The sequence below is a fragment of the Halomonas cibimaris genome, from assembly GCF_055379665.1.
Genome location: NZ_AP043828.1, coordinates 2,497,489 through 2,514,637 on the forward strand (window position 1 = coordinate 2,497,489; position 17,149 = coordinate 2,514,637).

16 protein-coding genes are annotated in these 17,149 nt (G+C 65.3%); 2 read left to right on the top strand and 14 right to left on the bottom strand.

Annotated elements, in window-relative coordinates:
• Positions 1-74: 74 nt before the first annotated feature.
• The 13 genes from ACZ415_RS11620 to leuC form a co-directional block, all read right to left on the bottom strand.
• Positions 75-623: a CvpA family protein gene (locus ACZ415_RS11620; protein ID WP_344704615.1), complete on the bottom strand. Its 549-nt coding sequence runs from the start codon at positions 621-623 to the stop codon at positions 75-77.
• Between the two features lie 5 nt (positions 624-628).
• The gene (locus ACZ415_RS11625) at positions 629-1,339 is read right to left on the bottom strand and encodes an SPOR domain-containing protein (RefSeq protein WP_344704613.1); all 711 of its coding nucleotides are present in this window, start codon (positions 1,337-1,339) and stop codon (positions 629-631) included.
• Positions 1,340-1,384: 45 nt separating this feature from the next.
• On the bottom strand, positions 1,385-2,692 hold the full coding sequence (gene folC / locus ACZ415_RS11630) for a bifunctional tetrahydrofolate synthase/dihydrofolate synthase (RefSeq protein ID WP_344704676.1): 1,308 nt from the start codon (positions 2,690-2,692) through the stop codon (positions 1,385-1,387).
• Complete coding sequence (gene accD, locus ACZ415_RS11635; RefSeq protein WP_344704611.1) at positions 2,685-3,809, bottom strand: acetyl-CoA carboxylase, carboxyltransferase subunit beta; 1,125 nt, start codon at positions 3,807-3,809, stop codon at positions 2,685-2,687. Before accD ends, folC begins: the two co-directional genes overlap by 8 nt.
• 90 nt (positions 3,810-3,899) lie before the next feature.
• Positions 3,900-4,736 carry a tryptophan synthase subunit alpha gene (gene trpA / locus ACZ415_RS11640; protein ID WP_344704609.1) on the bottom strand — a complete coding sequence of 279 codons (837 nt, stop codon included), beginning with the start codon at positions 4,734-4,736 and terminating at the stop codon, positions 3,900-3,902.
• A gap of 54 nt (positions 4,737-4,790) precedes the next feature.
• Positions 4,791-5,978 (bottom strand): tryptophan synthase subunit beta, encoded by a 1,188-nt coding sequence (trpB, locus tag ACZ415_RS11645; protein WP_344704675.1) that lies wholly within the window; start codon positions 5,976-5,978, stop codon positions 4,791-4,793.
• Between the two features lie 203 nt (positions 5,979-6,181).
• Entirely contained in the window at positions 6,182-6,832 is a 651-nt protein-coding gene (locus ACZ415_RS11650; protein WP_344704607.1) for a phosphoribosylanthranilate isomerase, read from the bottom strand.
• Positions 6,829-7,767: a tRNA pseudouridine(38-40) synthase TruA gene (gene truA, locus ACZ415_RS11655; protein ID WP_344704605.1), complete on the bottom strand. Its 939-nt coding sequence runs from the start codon at positions 7,765-7,767 to the stop codon at positions 6,829-6,831. Before truA ends, ACZ415_RS11650 begins: the two co-directional genes overlap by 4 nt.
• A gap of 13 nt (positions 7,768-7,780) precedes the next feature.
• Positions 7,781-8,764: a FimV/HubP family polar landmark protein gene (locus ACZ415_RS11660; protein ID WP_344704603.1), complete on the bottom strand. Its 984-nt coding sequence runs from the start codon at positions 8,762-8,764 to the stop codon at positions 7,781-7,783.
• 158 nt (positions 8,765-8,922) lie between these two features.
• Positions 8,923-10,035: an aspartate-semialdehyde dehydrogenase gene (gene asd, locus ACZ415_RS11665; RefSeq protein WP_344704599.1), complete on the bottom strand. Its 1,113-nt coding sequence runs from the start codon at positions 10,033-10,035 to the stop codon at positions 8,923-8,925.
• A gap of 79 nt (positions 10,036-10,114) precedes the next feature.
• Positions 10,115-11,200 (bottom strand): 3-isopropylmalate dehydrogenase, encoded by a 1,086-nt coding sequence (gene leuB, locus ACZ415_RS11670; protein ID WP_344704597.1) that lies wholly within the window; start codon positions 11,198-11,200, stop codon positions 10,115-10,117.
• Positions 11,201-11,233: 33 nt separating this feature from the next.
• On the bottom strand, positions 11,234-11,881 hold the full coding sequence (leuD, locus tag ACZ415_RS11675) for a 3-isopropylmalate dehydratase small subunit (RefSeq protein ID WP_344704595.1): 648 nt from the start codon (positions 11,879-11,881) through the stop codon (positions 11,234-11,236).
• A 2-nt stretch (positions 11,882-11,883) separates the two neighbouring features.
• Complete coding sequence (leuC, locus tag ACZ415_RS11680) at positions 11,884-13,350, bottom strand: 3-isopropylmalate dehydratase large subunit (protein WP_344704593.1); 1,467 nt, start codon at positions 13,348-13,350, stop codon at positions 11,884-11,886.
• Positions 13,351-13,666: 316 nt separating this feature from the next.
• Between leuC and ACZ415_RS11685 the strand changes: the two genes are divergently transcribed.
• Together ACZ415_RS11685 and ACZ415_RS11690 are read left to right on the top strand one after the other, a co-directional pair.
• The gene (locus ACZ415_RS11685; protein WP_344704591.1) at positions 13,667-14,587 is read left to right on the top strand and encodes a LysR family transcriptional regulator; all 921 of its coding nucleotides are present in this window, start codon (positions 13,667-13,669) and stop codon (positions 14,585-14,587) included.
• Positions 14,584-15,867, top strand: a complete 1,284-nt coding sequence (locus ACZ415_RS11690) for a dicarboxylate/amino acid:cation symporter (RefSeq protein ID WP_344704589.1) — start codon at positions 14,584-14,586, stop codon at positions 15,865-15,867. The genes ACZ415_RS11685 and ACZ415_RS11690 overlap by 4 nt, the downstream gene beginning before the upstream one ends.
• Here ACZ415_RS11690 and ACZ415_RS11695 read toward each other — a convergent pair.
• Positions 15,849-17,060 carry a methyltransferase gene (locus ACZ415_RS11695; protein WP_344704587.1) on the bottom strand — a complete coding sequence of 404 codons (1,212 nt, stop codon included), beginning with the start codon at positions 17,058-17,060 and terminating at the stop codon, positions 15,849-15,851. The genes ACZ415_RS11690 and ACZ415_RS11695 overlap by 19 nt on opposite strands.
• Positions 17,061-17,149: the final 89 nt, after the last annotated feature.

Sequence of the window (17,149 nt, forward strand, 5' to 3'; positions counted from 1 at the left end):
TGCCAAGCAGGCCTAAGCCATTGGAATTCATAAGCGCCCGGCGCCCGGGCGGATGCTGCGTTGGCCGGTGCGCGTCAGGTCGCGTCGCCCCGGCTGAAACCCGGCAGTCCAATATCGCGAATGGATCGCGGCGCTTCCGGCAGCGGCTGGCCCCACTGCTCAAGCTGGCCCAGCGCCCAGCCGTGCAGCTGCTCGAAGGTCGGGCGCAGGCGCGCGTCCTGCCACGCCTGAAGCTGCTCAAGCGGGGTGAGCGTCAAAAGCACAGTGGCGACCAGCAGCACCGCCACACCGCGTATCACCCCGAATACTGCGCCGGCCAGGCGATTGAGAAAACCCATGCCTACCCAGACAATCGCTGCGTGCAGCAGGCGAATGACCAACCCGGCAAGCAAAATGACCGCCAGCACCACCAGCACAAACGCCAGCACCAGGCGCGCATCGAAGCTTTCGATAACGCCGTCAAGCATCGCGGCCACAGGCTCCGCCAGCGCCTTCGCCGCCACCAGGGCCGCCACCCAAGCGGCAAGCCCCAGCGCTTCGCGCACCAGCCCCCGGGCAAACCCGGCCAGCATGGAAAGCGCCATCACGGCAAGAAACAGCATGTCGATCCAGGTCAGCGCCACGGAGTCTAGTCCTTGATGCGAATCAGCAGGCCCTGCTGATTGGCCTTTTGCTTGATCAGCGCACGGGCTCGCTCGCCGTCTTCGGCGCTGCCGTAGGGGCCTGCCAGCACGGTGGTCAGGTCGTTATCCCGGGCGCGGGTATACACGCGAAAGCCTTGGTCTTCGAGCCGTTTTTTCAGCCGACGGACGTTGTCGGCCTGGCCGAAACTGCCGACCTGAACCGCCCATTCCCCGCTCTCGACGGCCTCGGGGCCCCTGCCGCCCTGGCGCACCAGCGCGGCGATGGGATCGTTTATCGTATCGCTGCTTTGCGGCCGGCGACCGGCCTCGGGCGAGGCCTCGGCGTTTTGCGCATCGTCGACGGTGCCGGCCGGCGGCTCGGCGGCGGCCGGCGCATCGGCCCGGGCCCTATCCGGGTCAGTCCTATCCGCCTCAGTCCTGTCAGGCTCGGTTCCAGCAGAGTCGGCCACACTGGGGCCTTGCGTGCCGAGCTCAGGGGCCGCCGGCTCGGGCGCAGTGGGCTTTGCAATGGACGCGGGCTTTTGCGGCGCGGAGATGTCGCGACGCGGCGCATCCACGGGCGTTTCGATGTCAAAGGACGGCGGGGGCGACGCGTCGCGCGGGGCCGGATCGCTCATCAGCCAGGGAACGAGGATCGCGGCCAGCGCCAGCAGGATAACCATACCGCAGATACGTTCGGTCTTGCCGTATTTCATAGCTGTCCCCTCCAGGTCAGTCCCTGCCGAGCCGTCTTACGGCGGTTAAACGTCGGCGGCAAAGCGGGGCATAGCCAGCAGCGCCCCAACGGTGAAAAACGAACCGGCCACCAGCACACGATCGTCGTCCGCCAGCTGCTCGCCGAGCCATTCGGCGCCGGCCTCGGGCGAGGCCGCGCAGTAGCGCACGCGCCCGCCCCCGGCCACAACGTCCGCTGCCAGCGCCTGGGCATCGCGCCCTCGCGGGCCGGCAAGGCTGACGCATACCCAGTCGCTGATCGCCGGCGCCAGCGCTGCTATCACGCCGGCCGCGTCTTTGTCGTCTAGCATACCCAGCAGGCACCAGCGGCGTCCGCGCTGGGGCAGCGTTTGCAGGCGGCCGGCTACGTAAGCGGCGGCGTGGGGATTGTGGGCTACGTCCAAACACCACTGGCCGCGCCACTGCATGCGTCCGGGCAGGCAAACCTGTCCCATGGCCCGGCGGGCCGCGGGCGACGTGAGATCGACGCCGGCAAGCGCCAGCGCCTGTAACGCAGCGGCGGCGTTATCCAGCGGCAGGCCGGGGTCAGGCAAGGCGGCAAGCGAAGGCCCCGCCGCGCGGTGAAACGCCCATTCGCCCGGCTCGCATCCGGCATCACCCGCCGGCGTGCGAGAGAAATCCCGGCCCAGCGCGTACGCCGGCGCGCCAAGGTCGGCGGCTGTCTCGGCAACGCTTGCGGGCAGTGCCTCGCTGCCCAGCACCGCCGGGCGCCCGGGGCGGAAGATACCGGCTTTCTCCCGGCCGATCTGGTCGAGATCGCAGCCCAGAAAGCCGGCGTGATCCCGGGCGATGGTGGTCACCACGGCGACGTCGGCGTCGATGATATTCACCGCGTCCAGCCGCCCGCCCAGCCCCACTTCCAGCACCAGCACGTCCAGCCCGGCCCGGGCCAGGCACCACAGCGCGCAAAGCGTTCCCGCCTCGAAGTAGGTCAGGCTGACACCCGCCTCGCGGCGCGCCTGTTCCACCGCGGCAAAGCCGGCCGCCAGCCGGGTATCGCTTGCCGGCTCACCGTTGAGGTTGACCCGCTCGTTGTAGCGCAGCAAGTGCGGTGAGGTATACGTGCCGACGCGCTTGCCGTGCGCCTGCGCCAGCGCTGCTATCAGCGCTACCGTGGAGCCTTTGCCGTTGGTGCCGGCCACGGTAATCACTCGGGCGGCGCTGGCTGACAGGCGGCCATCCTTGAGCAGCGCCATGCGCCGAGCCACTTCGCGCACGCGTTCAAGCCCCATGTCGATACCCGTCGGGTGCAGGCGCTCCCAGTAGGCCAGCCAGTCACCCAGAGACGAGGATGCTCCCGGCGAATCACCCATTGCGGGGCGTGTCACCGGCGTCATCGTCTGGTTTTTCCTCGGCCGCAGGCGGCGTTTCATCGGCGTTTGGCAAGGCGTCTGCACTGGCGTTTTCGCCATCGTCGGCGGGCGCGTCTTCGGCTTTTTCCGGCTCTGCCTGCTGGGGCGGTTCAGCCATCGCGTCGCCGCTATCGTCGGTCTCACCGGCGGGCTCTGCTACGGCGGCTTCGGCCCGGGGCTCAGGGGCCGGCTCCGCATCGTCACGCGGGGCCTCAGCCAGCGGCAGCCCGGTCAGCTTGCGCAGCATCCCGGCCAGGCGAGCACGCATTTCGTGGCGATGTACGATCATGTCCACCGCGCCATGCTCAAGCAAAAATTCGCTGCGCTGAAAGCCTTCGGGCAACGTTTCACGCACGGTCTGCTCGATCACCCGGGGGCCGGCAAAGCCGATCAGCGCATTGGGCTCGGCCACGTTAAGGTCGCCAAGCATGGCAAGCGAAGCCGATACGCCGCCGAAAACCGGATCGGTCAGTACCGAAATATACGGCACGCCGGCCTCTTTCAGCCGCTCAAGCGCCGCTGAAGTCTTGGCCATTTGCATCAGCGAAAACAGCGCTTCCTGCATCCGTGCCCCGCCGGAAGCGGCAAAGCAGATCAGCGGCAATCTCTCTTCCCGGGCAAGCGTTGCCGCACGAACGAACTTTTCACCGACCACCGCGCCCATGGAGCCGCCCATGAAGGTAAACTCAAACGACACCGCCACCACCGGCATGCCGTCAAGACGGCCGCGCATGACAATCAGCGCGTCTTTCTCGCCGGTGGCTTTTTGCGCCGCCGTCAAACGGTCGCGGTACTTCTTTGAGTCACGAAACTTCAGCCGGTCCACCGGCTGCACGTCGGCGGCAAGCTCTTCGCGATCATCCGTGTCGAGAAACCAGTCCAGCCGCTTGCGCGCGGTCAGGCGCAGATGATGGTCGCACTTGGGACACACGCTGTTGAGCTTTTCCAGCTCGGGCAGGTAAAGGACGGCGTCGCACTTGGGGCACTTGCGCCAAAGGCCGTCGGGCACCGTGGCACGACGGTCTTTACGCTGGATTCGCCCCATCGTCGAGGGCACAATTTTATCTAGCCAGCTCATATCACAAAGCTTCCGTTATCAAAGGCTTCCGTTACGGGTTTACGCCCGGCAGGGCCGGGTTCGGAACATCGCACGACCGCAAAGGCCGCATCAGCGCGGCGCATCTGCCGAGGCCGGTGCGGTGGCCGCGTCCATGGCCCGGCGCATATCGCCAAGCACGGCTTTCAAAGCATCGGGAATCGCCTCGGGCGTTGCCGTGTTATCGGCGATGCGGCTGACCAGCGCACTGCCGGCAATGACGCCGTCGGCTACTTTGGCCACTTCAGCGGCGGTGGCGCCGTCACGGATGCCGAACCCCACGCACAGCGGAAGCGTGGTCAGCGCGCGCAGCGGCGCCAGGTGCTCAGCCACATCGACGGCGTTCAGCGTCGCCGAGCCGGTCACGCCCTTGAGCGAGACGTAGTACAGATAGCCTTGCCCCTGGGCACAGATGGTCGCTGCGCGCTCCCGAGAGGTCGTCGGCGCGACAAGGAAAATCGCGGCCACGCCCTGCTCTTTGAGCAGCGGGGCCAGCTCGTCGGCCTCTTCCGGGGGCATGTCAACCATCAGCACGCCGTCAACGCCGGCCCGGGCCGCCTGTTCGGCAAAGGCCCGGTAGCCAATGCGTTCCACCGGGTTTAAATAGCCCATCAGTACCACCGGCGTGGCCGTATCGCTGCGGCGAAATTCGGCCACCATGTCCAGCAGGTCCACCAGCCGAGTGCCGGCCGCCAACGCTCGCTCACAGGCTTTCTGGATTACCGGACCGTCGGCCATGGGGTCGGAAAACGGCACGCCCAGTTCGATGATATCGGCACCGGCTTCTACCAGTGCATGCATGAAGGTAACGGTATAACGCGGCGCCGGATCACCGGCGGTAATGAACGGGATCAGCGCACGGCGCCCTTGCTGTTTAAGCTCGCTGAATCGTTGATCAATACGGTTCATGATTGTCCCTTGAAAACGGGCTATTAAAGACGAGCCCTGAAAAAAATCGGGTCTTTAAAATTCGATGCCGTCCAGCTTGGCCACCGTCATGATGTCTTTATCACCGCGCCCGGAAAGGTTGACCACGATGTGCTGGTCAGGCCGCATGGTGGGGGCCAGCACCTTGGCATGTGCCAGCGCATGGGCCGACTCCAGCGCCGGCATGATGCCTTCCATGTGCGTCAGTTCGCGAAACGCATCGAGCACTGCGTCATCGTTGGCGGCCACGTAGTGAACGCGTCCGACATCTTTCCACAGCGCATGCTCAGGGCCCACGCCCGGGTAGTCCAGCCCGGCGGAAACCGAGTGGGTATCCGCCACCTGGCCGGCCTCATCGGACATCAGGTAGGTACGGTTGCCGTGGAGCACGCCGCGCGGCGCGCCGGACGACAGCGGGGCGGCGTGGCGGCCGGTTGCCACGCCGTCGCCGCCGGCCTCAACGCCGTACATGGTGACGCCTTCGTCTTCCACGAACGGATAAAACAGCCCCAGGGCGTTGGAGCCGCCGCCGACGCAGGCAATCAGCGCATCGGGCAGCCGGCCGATTTGGTCAAGCGACTGGCGGCGCGCCTCGCGCCCGACCACGGCGTTGAAATCGCGCACCAGCAGCGGATACGGATGCGGCCCGGCCACGGTGCCGATGATATAGAACGTGTTATCCACGTTGGTGACCCAGTCGCGCAGGGCTTCGTTCATCGCGTCTTTCAGCGTTTTGGTGCCGGATTCCACCGGGATCACCCGAGCACCCAGCAGCCGCATGCGGTAGACGTTGAGCTTTTGGCGCTCGACGTCGGTCGCGCCCATGTAGACGTCGCACTCAAGCCCTAGCCTGGCGGCTACGGTGGCGCTGGCAACGCCGTGCTGGCCGGCGCCGGTTTCGGCAATGACCCGCGGCTTGCCGCTTTTCTTGGCCAGCAGCGCCTGGCCGATGGTGTTGTTGATCTTATGGGCGCCGGTGTGATTCAAGTCTTCACGCTTAAGCCAGATCTGTGCGCCGCCAAGGGCGTTGGACCAGCGCTCGGCGTGGTACAGCGGCGATGGCCGGCCCACGTAATGGGCCAGATCACGGTCAAACTCCGCCTGAAAGGCGGGGTCGTTACGCAGACTGGCGTATGTCTGCTCCAGATCTTCCAGAGCAAAGCTTAGGGTCTCGGATACGAAGCGACCGCCGTAGGGGCCAAAGTGGCCTCGGGCATCGGGCATCCGGGTCAGTTCGCTAAACGGGGTCGCGCCGGGCTGGGTAGCAGAAACGCTCACGGGTGCACCTCACAAAAAACGCCAAGAGTTAAGCCAGCCGCCTGCTCCCCGGCGCGCGGCCCCGAGGTGACTTCCCTCACGGGAAGGCGGTTCTGGCAAAAAGTAGTTGACCGGTAAACGCAAGGCCCGGTTCCTTGCCGCGCAAGCCGTTATCCGGTCGTCTTGCGCGTTTGGTTGGCAATAGCCACCTCGCGGACAAAAGCCGCCATGGCGGCCGATTCCTTGCCGCCGGGAAACGCCTCGATGCCGCCGGAAACGTCAACGGCATGCGGGCCAACCTGATGGATCGCGCGGCCGATATTATCAGGCGTCAGGCCCCCGGCGAGAATAACAGGTTTTGTTAGCGTAGCGGGAATTCTCGACCAGTCGAAAACCTCGCCTGTGCCTCCCGGTACGCCGGGGCGGTAGGCGTCCAGCAGCAGCGCCGAAGACGCCGAATAGCGCGCCGCTTCCCGGTGCAGATCAAGGCCGTCGCGCATGCGCAGCGCCTTGATCCAGGCGCGGCCGTAGCGCTCGCACTCGGCGGGCGACTCGTTGCCGTGAAACTGCAGCAGATCAAGATGCGGCGCGCACTGCTCGACAAGCTCGGGCGCGGCGTCCACAAACAATCCTACTCGCGTCACAAAGGCCGGTACCTCGGCGGCAAGCTCGGCAAGGGTTGCGACATCCACGGCGCGCTTGCTGGCGGGCCACAGCACAAAGCCCAGCGCATCCACCCCGAGCGCCACGGCCCGGCGAACATCCGCCGGGCGCGTCAGCCCGCAGAACTTGATGCGGGTACGGGCAGGCACTGCGCTCATGACACGCTCTCCCGGCGGCCGTTACCGCACTCGGCCATGCGCGGCCGCCCGCGGCGCAGGCGCACCATGTGCGAATCAGGAATCGGCCGCTCGCCGGTCCACTCCCCGGTCGAGAACAAAAGCCCCGGCCCCAGCGGCTCCTCGGGCAGGGCAAAGGCCTCTTCGTAGCGCACGTCCACAAAATGCAGCCCGCAGGCCGGCGCGGTAACGTCACCCTGCTTGCGGTCTTTCAGCGCCAGCAGCCGGCCCATGTAGTCTTCCTGTTGGGCACCGCGCCCCACGCTCACCAGCGCGCCGACTACGTTGCGAATCATGTGGTGCAAAAACGCGTTGCCCTGGATATCCACCGTCACCAGCGGGCCGTGGCGGGTGACCTCAAGAAAATGCAGGTGCCGCCAGGGGGTCTTCGAGCGGCAGCCGGCGGCGCGAAAGCTGGAAAAATCGTTTTCGCCGACCAGCGCCTGAGCGGCGCGATGCATGGCATCAACGTCCAGCGGGTCGCGACACCAGGTCACGTTGGCGCGCTCCAGCACCGGCCGGTGGAGCTGGTTGACCAGCACGTAGCGATAGCGCCGGGCCAGCGCGCTCAAACGCGAGTGAAAGTCATCGGGCACGGCCTTGACCCAGCGCACGGCGATATCCCGGGGCAGGTTGGCGTTGGCGCCAAAAACCCAGCCTTTCTCGGTGCGCAGCGCCGGCGGATCAAAGTGGATGATCTGGCGCGTGGCGTGTACGCCGGAGTCGGTACGGCCGCTGGCGTGAACACGCACCGGCGCATTGGCCACCCGGCTTAGAGCATGCTCCAGCGCGCCCTGGATCGAGGCGGCGTGGCTCAGGCGCTGAAAGCCGCAGTAGCCGCTGCCGTCGTATTCGATCCCCATGGCCAGCCGCCCGGTCAGCGGCGTGGTTTCGTCAAAGCGGTCAAACAGCGTCATCAACTCACATCATTCAGGAAAACGAACGCGTATTATCCTGACTCGACGGCGTGAATGCCACCTTTTCGCCGCTGCGGGCGGCATTCTCCTGCTCGCCCCGGGAAGGGGCAAATCCGGCGGTAAAGCGCCGGCGGTAGCGCCAGCCCAGCCACACCGTCACCAGCGCGCCCGCCACCAGCGGCCAGCGGTATTGCGCGGCCAGGCTCAGCATGCCGCGCCGGGCCACGGCCAGCTCGCTGGCCGGTGCGACAGGCGCCCCCTGGCCGGTAGCGCCCTGCTCGCCGGCGCCCCCTGGCGCTGCGCGCTCGCGAACTTCCCGACGCGCAAGCTCAACTTCCTGAAGCGCCAGCTCTTCGGTCAGCCGCGTCATTTCGGTTTTCAGCCGGGTGACCTCGTCGCGCAGCCGGTCACGCTGAGCGGTGATACGCTCCAGTTTGATCTGCATGGCTTCACGCTCGTCTTGACCGTTCAGCTGGCCCAGCCGGGCGGCCAGGGCCGCCGCGTCGGCGTCCAGAGACGCCGTATCTTGCACCGGCAGCGCCGGCTTGCGCGTCCGGTCTGCCAGCGCCTGCTGCGCGGCGGCGTCTTCCGGCCCCAGCGGCACGTGCACCGGCCCGTTCGGGCCGCGGATACGCCAGGCGATATTCATGTAGTCGATGGTTTGTATCGCCTGGGCCTTGCTGCGGCTCAGCATGCGCGCAACGCCGGGCACGCGAAGCTCGGCGTTGGCGTTCATGTCGTTGATGTTGCCGCTGGGAAAGGCCTCGGGGTTGGCGGCCACCAGCGCCAGCATGGCCTGCTCGACGCTGGCCGCGGCGGGCTTGACACGCTTGGCGACGTTCCATAGCGCGTCACCGCTGCTGACATGGAGTGACTGCTGCGTATGAGACAGCGCATCGCGCAGGCCGGCGCTTTCTGGCTCGCCGTCGTCAGCACAGGCCGGCAGCGGCGCCAGCATCAGCACGAGCAGCCCCGCCAGTACGGGTGATCGTTTCATGAGTCGCTTATCTCTTGTGAAAGTGCATCACGCTGTACCGGAAACGTCAGTACCGGAAAAGCCAGTATCGGAAAAGCCTGCACCGGAAAAGCCAGCACGATCTGCAAACAAAAAACGGGCGCTGGCCCGGCGCCCGTTCGCGGTGACTTCACCGTTTTTTACTGCTCGCGCAGTATGGTCAGCATGCGCTTGATAGGCTCGGCGGCACCCCACAGCAGCTGGTCACCGGCGCTGAAGGCCGAGAGATACTCCCCGCCCATGGCCAGCTTGCGCAGCCGCCCTACCGGCACGTTAAGCGTTCCGGTAACGGCCGACGGCGTCAGCCGCTCGATGGTGGCGTCCTTGTCATTGGGCACCACGCTCACCCAGTCGTTGTGTTTGGCCAGACGGTCTTCTATCTCGTCAAGCGGCACGTCCTGCTTGAGCTTGATGGTAAACGCCTGGCTGTGCGAGCGCATGGCACCCACGCGCACGCAAAGCCCGTCGATGGGCACGGGGTTGTCTTCCAGGCCGAGAATCTTGTTGGTCTCAGCACCGCCCTTCCACTCTTCGCGGCTCTGGCCGCTGTCCATTTTGCTGTCAATCCACGGCAAGAGGCTGCCGGCCAGCGGCGCGCCGAAGTTGTCCGTGGGAAAATCGCCGCTGCGCATGGCCGCGGTGACCTTGCGATCGATGTCGAGAATCGCGTTGGACGTATCCTTGAGCTCTTCACCGACGCTGTCGCGCAGCCCGCCCATCTGGTTGAGCAGCTCGCGCATGTGCTTGGCACCGGAGCCGGACGCGGCCTGATAGGTCATCGAGGTCATCCACTCGATCATGTCGGCCTCAAACAGCCCGCCAAGGCCCATCAGCATCAGGCTGACGGTGCAGTTGCCGCCGACAAACGTTTTTGTTCCGCGGGCCAGATTGGCATCAATCACCGCACGGTTGACCGGGTCGAGCACCACGGTGGCGTCGTCGGCCATGCGCAGGGTGCTGGCCGCGTCGAGCCAGTAGCCGTTCCAGCCGCCGCTACGCAAATCGGCGTAGACCGCCTTGGTATAGTCGCCGCCCTGGGTGGTGACGATAACGTCAAGCGCTTTGAGCTCGCTCAGGTCAAAGGCGTCTTTCAACGCGGGGACCTCAGCGCCGATATCTGGCCCGGGCTGGCCGACCTGGGAGGTGGTGAAAAAGGTAGGCTCGATGCCGTTGAAATCCCCGTCTTCAAGCATCCGCTGCATGAGCACCGAGCCCACCATGCCGCGCCATCCAACAAAACCGACTTTCAGCATGAAAAGTCCTCCGTTAAAAATTGTGACGCCATTATACACGATTGCGCGGCGCGTTTTTTAACTGCCCAGCCGGCAACGCTCAGGGTGTCTGACGGATAAAAGCCTCAAGCACGGCGTCACCCATGGCGCGGGTGCCGACGGCCTGGCTGCTGTCGTCGGCCAGATCGGCGGTGCGCAGGCCGTCGTCCAGCACCTGGCCCACGGCCTTTTCGATACGCTCGGCGAGCGCGTTTTCGTCAAGCGAATAGCGCAGCATCATGGCCACCGAAAGCATCATCGCCAGGGGGTTGGCCATGTCTTTGCCGGCGATGTCCGGCGCGCTGCCGTGGCAGGGCTCAAACATGCCCCGGCCGGACGCGTTCAGCGAGGCCGAGGGCAGCATGCCGATGGAGCCGGTGAGCATGGCGGCGGCGTCGGACAGGATATCGCCGAACATGTTGCCGGTGACCACCACGTCAAACTGCTTGGGCGCGCGCACCAGCTGCATGGCGGCGTTGTCCACGTACATGTGGGAAAGCGCGACGTCCGGGTACTCCGGTGCCAGCCGCTCCATCACCTCGCGCCACAGCATGGTCGCTTCCAGCACGTTGGCCTTGTCCACCGAGCACAGCTTGCCGCCGCGCTTTTGCGCCATCTCGAAGGCCACCCGGCCGATGCGCTCGATCTCCGACTCGCTGTAGACGTAGGTGTTGTAGCCCACGCGCTCGCCGCCCCGCTCTTCGATGCCCCGGGGCTGGCCGAAGTAGATGCCGCCGGTGAGCTCGCGCACGATCATGATATCCAGCCCCGAGACCAGATCGGGCTTGAGGCTTGAGGCGCCGGCCAGCTGCGGATACAAAAGCGCCGGACGCAGGTTGCCAAAAAGCCCCAGATGCTTGCGCAGGCCCAAAAGCCCCTGCTCCGGACGCTTGGCACGGTCTTCCAGCGCGTCCCACTTGGGGCCGCCCACGGCCCCCAGCAGCAGCGCATCGGCGGTTTTGGCTTTTTCAAGCGTTGCCGCCGGCAGCGGCTCGCCGTGGGCGTCATAGGCCGCCCCACCCACCGGCGCTTCTTCAATCTCGATATCCAGCCCGGCCTTTCGGCAGGCGTCCAGCAGGCGCGCGGCCTGGGCGGTGATCTCCGGGCCGATGCCGTCACCGGGAAGTAGCAGTACCTTGCGTGTCATTGAGCGCTCCTTGTGGGGTATCCGGGTGGGCCATCAGGCGTGATCGCGGAACAGCCAGGGGCGGCGGGCGCGATGGCCGGCCTCGAACTCGCGAATGGCGTCTTCGTCTTTCAGCGTAATACCGATGTCGTCGAGGCCTTCCAGCAGGCACTGCTTGCGAAACGCGTCCACCTCAAAGCCGATGGCTTCGCCGTCGGGCGTGGTGATTTGCTGGTTTTCCAGGTCCACGTCCAGCGCGTAGCCGTCGTTCGCCTCGACGGCCTTGAACAGCCGGTCCACGGTGTCTTCGTCGAGCGCAATCAGCAGCAGGCCGTTTTTGAATGCGTTGTTGTAGAAGATATCGGCGAAGCTCGGGGCAATAATCGCGCGAAAGCCGAAGTCCTCCAGCGCCCAGGGCGCGTGCTCCCGGGAGCTGCCGCAGCCGAAGTTGCGCCGGGCCAGCAGCACCTCGGCGCTTTGATAGCGCGGCTGATTGAGCACAAAGTCCGGGTTGAGCGGGCGCTTGGCGCAGTCCTGGCCCGGCTGGCCTTCGTCGAGATAGCGCAGCTCGTCAAACAGGTTGACGCCAAAGCCGCTGCGCTTGATCGACTTCAAAAACTGCTTGGGAATGATCAGATCGGTATCGACGTTGGCGCGGTCAAGCGGGGCGACCACGCCTTCAAAACGGGTAAACTGTTTCATGTTCAGGCCTTTTGCGCGTGGCGTTCATCGTTGGCGGGCAGGCGGCGCACGTCCACAAGACGTACATCAACAAAGTGGCCGGCAATCGCGGCGGCGGCGGCCATGGCCGGGCTGACCAGATGCGTTCGGCCGCCGTAGCCCTGACGCCCTTCGAAGTTGCGGTTGGAGGTAGACGCGCAGTGCTCGCCGGCGCCGAGCTTGTCGGCGTTCATGGCAAGGCACATCGAGCAGCCCGGCTCGCGCCATTCAAAGCCCGCCTCGATGAAGATCTTGTCCAAGCCTTCTTCCTCGGCCTGGCGCTTCACCAGCCCCGAGCCCGGCACCACCATGGCAAGCGTAACGCTATCGGCGACTTTTTGGCCCTTGGCCACCGCGGCGGCCTCGCGCAGGTCTTCAATGCGCGAGTTGGTGCACGAGCCGATAAACACCTTGTCGAGCTTGATGTCGGTGATCTGCTGGTTGGGCGTAAGCCCCATGTATTCCAAAGCGCGCGTGTAGCTGGCAGCGACCGTTTCATCCGGCGCGGCCTGGGGGTCGGGCACCTGGCCGGAAATGCCGGTGACCATCTCGGGGCTGGTACCCCAGCTCACCTGGGGCTCGATCTCGGCGGCGTCAAGCGTTACGACCTTGTCAAACTCGGCGTCGGGGTCGGAGACCAGCTGGCGCCAGTCGGCCACGGCGGCGTCCCAGGCCTCGCCGGTGGGCGAGTACGGGCGGTTGCCGATGTAGTCGACAGTGGTGTCGTCCACCGCGATCATGCCCACCCGGGCGCCGGCTTCGATGGCCATGTTGCAAACCGTCATGCGCCCTTCCATGGAAAGGCTTTCAATGGCGCTGCCGGCAAACTCGATGGCGTGGCCGGTGCCGCCGGCGGTGCCGATGCGGCTGATAATCGCCAGCACCACGTCCTTGGCGGTCACGCCCGTGCCCAGCTCGCCTTCCACGCGCACCTGCATGTTTTTCATCTTTTGCGTCAGCAGGCACTGGGTAGCCAGCACGTGCTCGACCTCGGAGGTGCCGATGCCGTGGGCCAGCGCGCCGAATGCGCCGTGGGTGGCGGTGTGCGAGTCGCCGCAGACCACGGTCATGCCGGGCAGCGTCGCGCCCTGCTCGGGGCCGACCACGTGGACGATGCCCTGGCGCGGATCGTTGATGCCGAACTCGACAATGTCGTATTCCCGGCAGTTCTCGTCCAGGGTTTCGACCTGGATCAGCGATATCGGATCCTTGATGCCCTTGTTGCCCTCGGCGCGCTCGGCCACCGTGGTGGGCACGTTATGGTCGGCGGTGGCGAGGTTGGCATCCAGCCGCCAGGGCGTGCGCCCGGCCAGGCGCAGGCCTTCAAAGGCCTGGGGCGAGGTGACTTCGTGGAGCATGTGGCGGTCGATGTAGATCAGCGCGGTGCCGTCGTCGCGCTGCTTGACCAGGTGCTGCTCCCAGAGTTTGTCGTAAAGCGTTTGCGCTGCCATGTGGTCTCCCGGGCGGCTGCCCTGTCTCACGCATTTTGACGTACCCGACGCGCGCAGCGTGTGCTCTGTGTGGTGTGCGTAACGCTGCGCGATGCATAGCGGTATCGTATAAACGTCGTCGTTATTATGTGTTGTATAAAAGGCTTGTATAACTGATGATGTGGCCTTCGCGCCGGTAAAAGGGCCAGAACGTGCCGAAGCCCCGCTTTACAAAGCCATCACCGCCGCTGCCTTGGCCATAACGGCAGTGTTGCTTGCTGCATAAATAAATGCAATTCATGTTATTTATGGTTTGGATTCCCTAAAGGAATACATTATGGATACCCAAAGCCTGCAAGCCTTTCTTGCCGTGGCCGACTGCCAAAGCTTTTCGCGGGCAGCAGACAAGCTGCACCTGACCCAGCCGGCCATCAGCAAGCGTATTGCCGTACTGGAAGAGCAGGTCGGGGTGCGCCTGTTTGACCGCATCAACCGGCGCATCGCCCTGACCGAGGCGGGCCATCTTCTGCGGCCCCGCGCCCGGCATATTCTTCTGGCCGTCGACGACAGCCGCCGAGCCCTGGCCAATCTGTCAGGCAAGGTGGGGGGCCGGCTGAGCATGGCCACCAGCCACCATATCGGCCTGCACCGCCTGCCGCCGCTGCTCAGGCGCTACACCCAGCGCCACCCCGAGGTGCAGCTGGGGCTTGAGTTTCTCGACTCCGAACAGGCCTACCAGGGGGTGCTGGACGGCCGGCTGGAAATCGCCGTGGTCACCCTTTCACCCGAGCCCCACGAGCGGCTGGACGTGGTGCCGATCTGGGTGGATCGCATGTGTTTTGTCTGCGCGGCGGATCATCCGCTGCATCGCGCCGCTTCGCTGACGCTTGGCGAGCTGTGCCAGCATGCAAGCGTACTGCCCGGCCCGCTGACCTTTACCCGCACGCTGCTGCGCCGGCGTTTTGAAAGCGAAGGCCTGCGCCTGACGGCGAGCATGTCGACCAACTATTTGGAGACCCTGAAAATGATGTGCCGCGTAGGGCTGGGCTGGAGTATGCTGCCCGAAAGCATGATCAGCCAGGATCTGGTAGAACTCGACGTTGCCACCCCGCCGCTTTATCGCCCGCTGGGCTATCTGGTCCACCACGACCGCACGCTATCCAACGCTGCGCGCTGCATGATCGAAGCGCTTGAGCAGGCTTGCGATCTCGGCGCCGACTATCGAGCTACGTTTACCGACCAGGACATCACGCCATGACGCTATCAAGGCCCTCTCTGTGGAAAACCTACCGCGATACCCCGCTGGTGCTCAAAATGGCGACGGGCTTTTTGCTGGGCATTGCCGCCGCACTGCTTTTTCGCGAGCAGGCCACCCTGGTCAAACCGCTGGGCACGCTTTTGATCCATCTGTTGAGCCTGATCGCCATTCCGGTGATTTTTCTCACCGTGGTGCTCGCCGTCAGCCAGATGAACCTGCCTCAGCTGGGCAAAATGGGCGGCAAGCTGTTTCTCTATTACTTGACCACCACCGCCCTTGCGGTGCTGATCGGCGTGTCGCTGGCGCTGTTTTTCAGCCCCGGCGAAGGGCTTTCGCTGCCGGATACCAGCGTGGACAAGCCCGACGTGCCGCCGATGTCGGACATTTTGCTGCGCATCGTGCCGCGCAATATGTTCGCGGCGTTTAGCGCCGGCGACCTGATGGCGATTCTGTTCGTGGCGATCATCATCGGCATGGCGATATCGACCATGCTGTTTTCCACCGACGACGCCATGCGCGAACACGGCACCCTGCTGAATCGCTTTTTCACCGCGATAAACGAAATGTTCTACCGCGTGTTAAACGGTATTCTGCTGTATGCACCCATCGGCATCTTTGCCATCAGCGCGTCCACCTTTGGCAGCCAGGGGTGGGAGACCCTGAAGTCGCTTTTGTACTTTACCGGGGTGTTTTATCTAGGGCTGATTATCCTGTGGAGCGTGGTATACACCGGCTTTATCAGCCTGTCTCGGCACTCGGTGGGGGCGTTTTATAAAAATATCCGTGAGGCGTTTACCACGGCGTTTTTTACCTCCAGCAGCCTGGCTACCTTGCCCGTTGCCATCAAGGCGGCCAAAAAAGCCGGCGTGTCGGAAAAAACCGCCAACTTTACTCTGCCTCTGGGGGCCATTTTCAACTCCGACGGCGGCGCGCTGCGCATGGGCGTTTCTCTGGTATTTGCCGCCAATATCACCGGTCTTGATCTGGCGTTTTCCAGCTTTGTGGTGATCGTGGTGATCGGCACGCTGCTCTCGGTAGGCACCGCCGGCGTGCCGGCGGCGGGGCTGGTGACGCTTTCTGCCGTGCTCAGCATGTTCGGTTTGCCGCTCGAAGTGGTGGCGCTGATTGCCGGGGTGGATGCGCTGATCGGCATGGGCGGCACCGCGCTCAACGTCACCGGCGATATTGTCGGTGCGGCCGTGGTCGACGACGAGAAACCCAACGCCCGGCGCCACGCGTCACGCCTGCACGAGACCTCTGCTCAGCCGCTTTCCGACTGACCGCCCGGCGTCGCGCACAGCACCGCGTTGCGCGGCGTCAGCGCCCGGTCGCAAAACGTCGCCAGGCTCGCCGTAAAGCCCGCCTCGCGCAGAAACATCAGCCGGTCGAGCAAAAGCCAGACCTCCAGCGGCCGGCGAAAAGCGTGGCGGGCAAGCTCCAGCCGCTGAACCTCGGCAAGCCGCGCCTGCCCGGCGGCCTCCCAGTTTCGCCGGGCAAAAACGTCAGCCGGCAGCGTAATGCCCTTCTGCGCGGCCGCCCAGCGGGCAAAGCCGGCGAAGTCCGCCGGCATCTTGCCGTAGGCCAAACTGGGTACCGGCAGGTACGCATCCACCCCGCGCACCTCGCGCTGGAGCAGATCAAATCCCAGCCGCCGGGCGCCGGCGCGCTCGCGCTGGCGGCTGACCGCCGGCGGCGCGGTGACGGTTTCCTGCACGGCAAGCGCCAGATCATCGCGCTCAAGCACAAGCCCGGCATCCGCCATCAGCCGACGGCCCAGCATCGACAGCGGCCGATAGCGCTCGGCCGCCGTGCGCTGATAGCAGCACGGCGCCAGCGTAACGGAGACACCCCGGCACGCGGCCTGCTGCAAAAGCGCGACGTGAAGGTCGCCGCAGGCGTGAAGCGCTACGGCGTGGCCGCCGCCGTCCAGCCAGCCGCCAACGTTCGGCGCCAGCACGTCCTGCTGCGCCAGGGTGACCGCCACCCCTTGCTTTTGCGCCAGGCGCTGCCCCTGCTCGCAAAGCATGGCCTGCCATTCAAGCCCTGTGACCTTGCAGCCGCGCATACGGCTTAGCGTGCGCGCCAGGTGCCCTTTGCCGGCGCACCATTCCACCAGTGGCCCCGCGTTAGCGGGCACGCAGCGCGCAAACGCCTGTAACTGGCGCCATTTACGCCCGCCGACATGATCGCCCCAGGCATTGGGCAGCGCCGGGACCCTGGCCGGATGCTCCGACAGATGAGAAAGCGCGCGCAGCTCGGTTACCGGCAGCCACGCCGCCAGCGCGTCATCCGCCAGCGGGGCGTTTTCCAGCCGCTCCACGCAGGCGTCGTCCAGCGCCAGCAGCGCCTGGTACAACTCCGGATACGCGCCGGCCCAGGGCAGGCAGCGATGGGTAAACGGCGGCGTGCCCCAGAGCGGCTGCCAGTGAGCCAAAAGCGCTGTCAGGCGCTGGAAGCGCTCGGCATACATCATGATCGACTCTCTCCATGCGGGTATAGCGGTGGCGGCGCGCTGGCTTTTCCACGGCGTTGCCGTTAGCCTGCCAAAAATTTTCAGGAAGG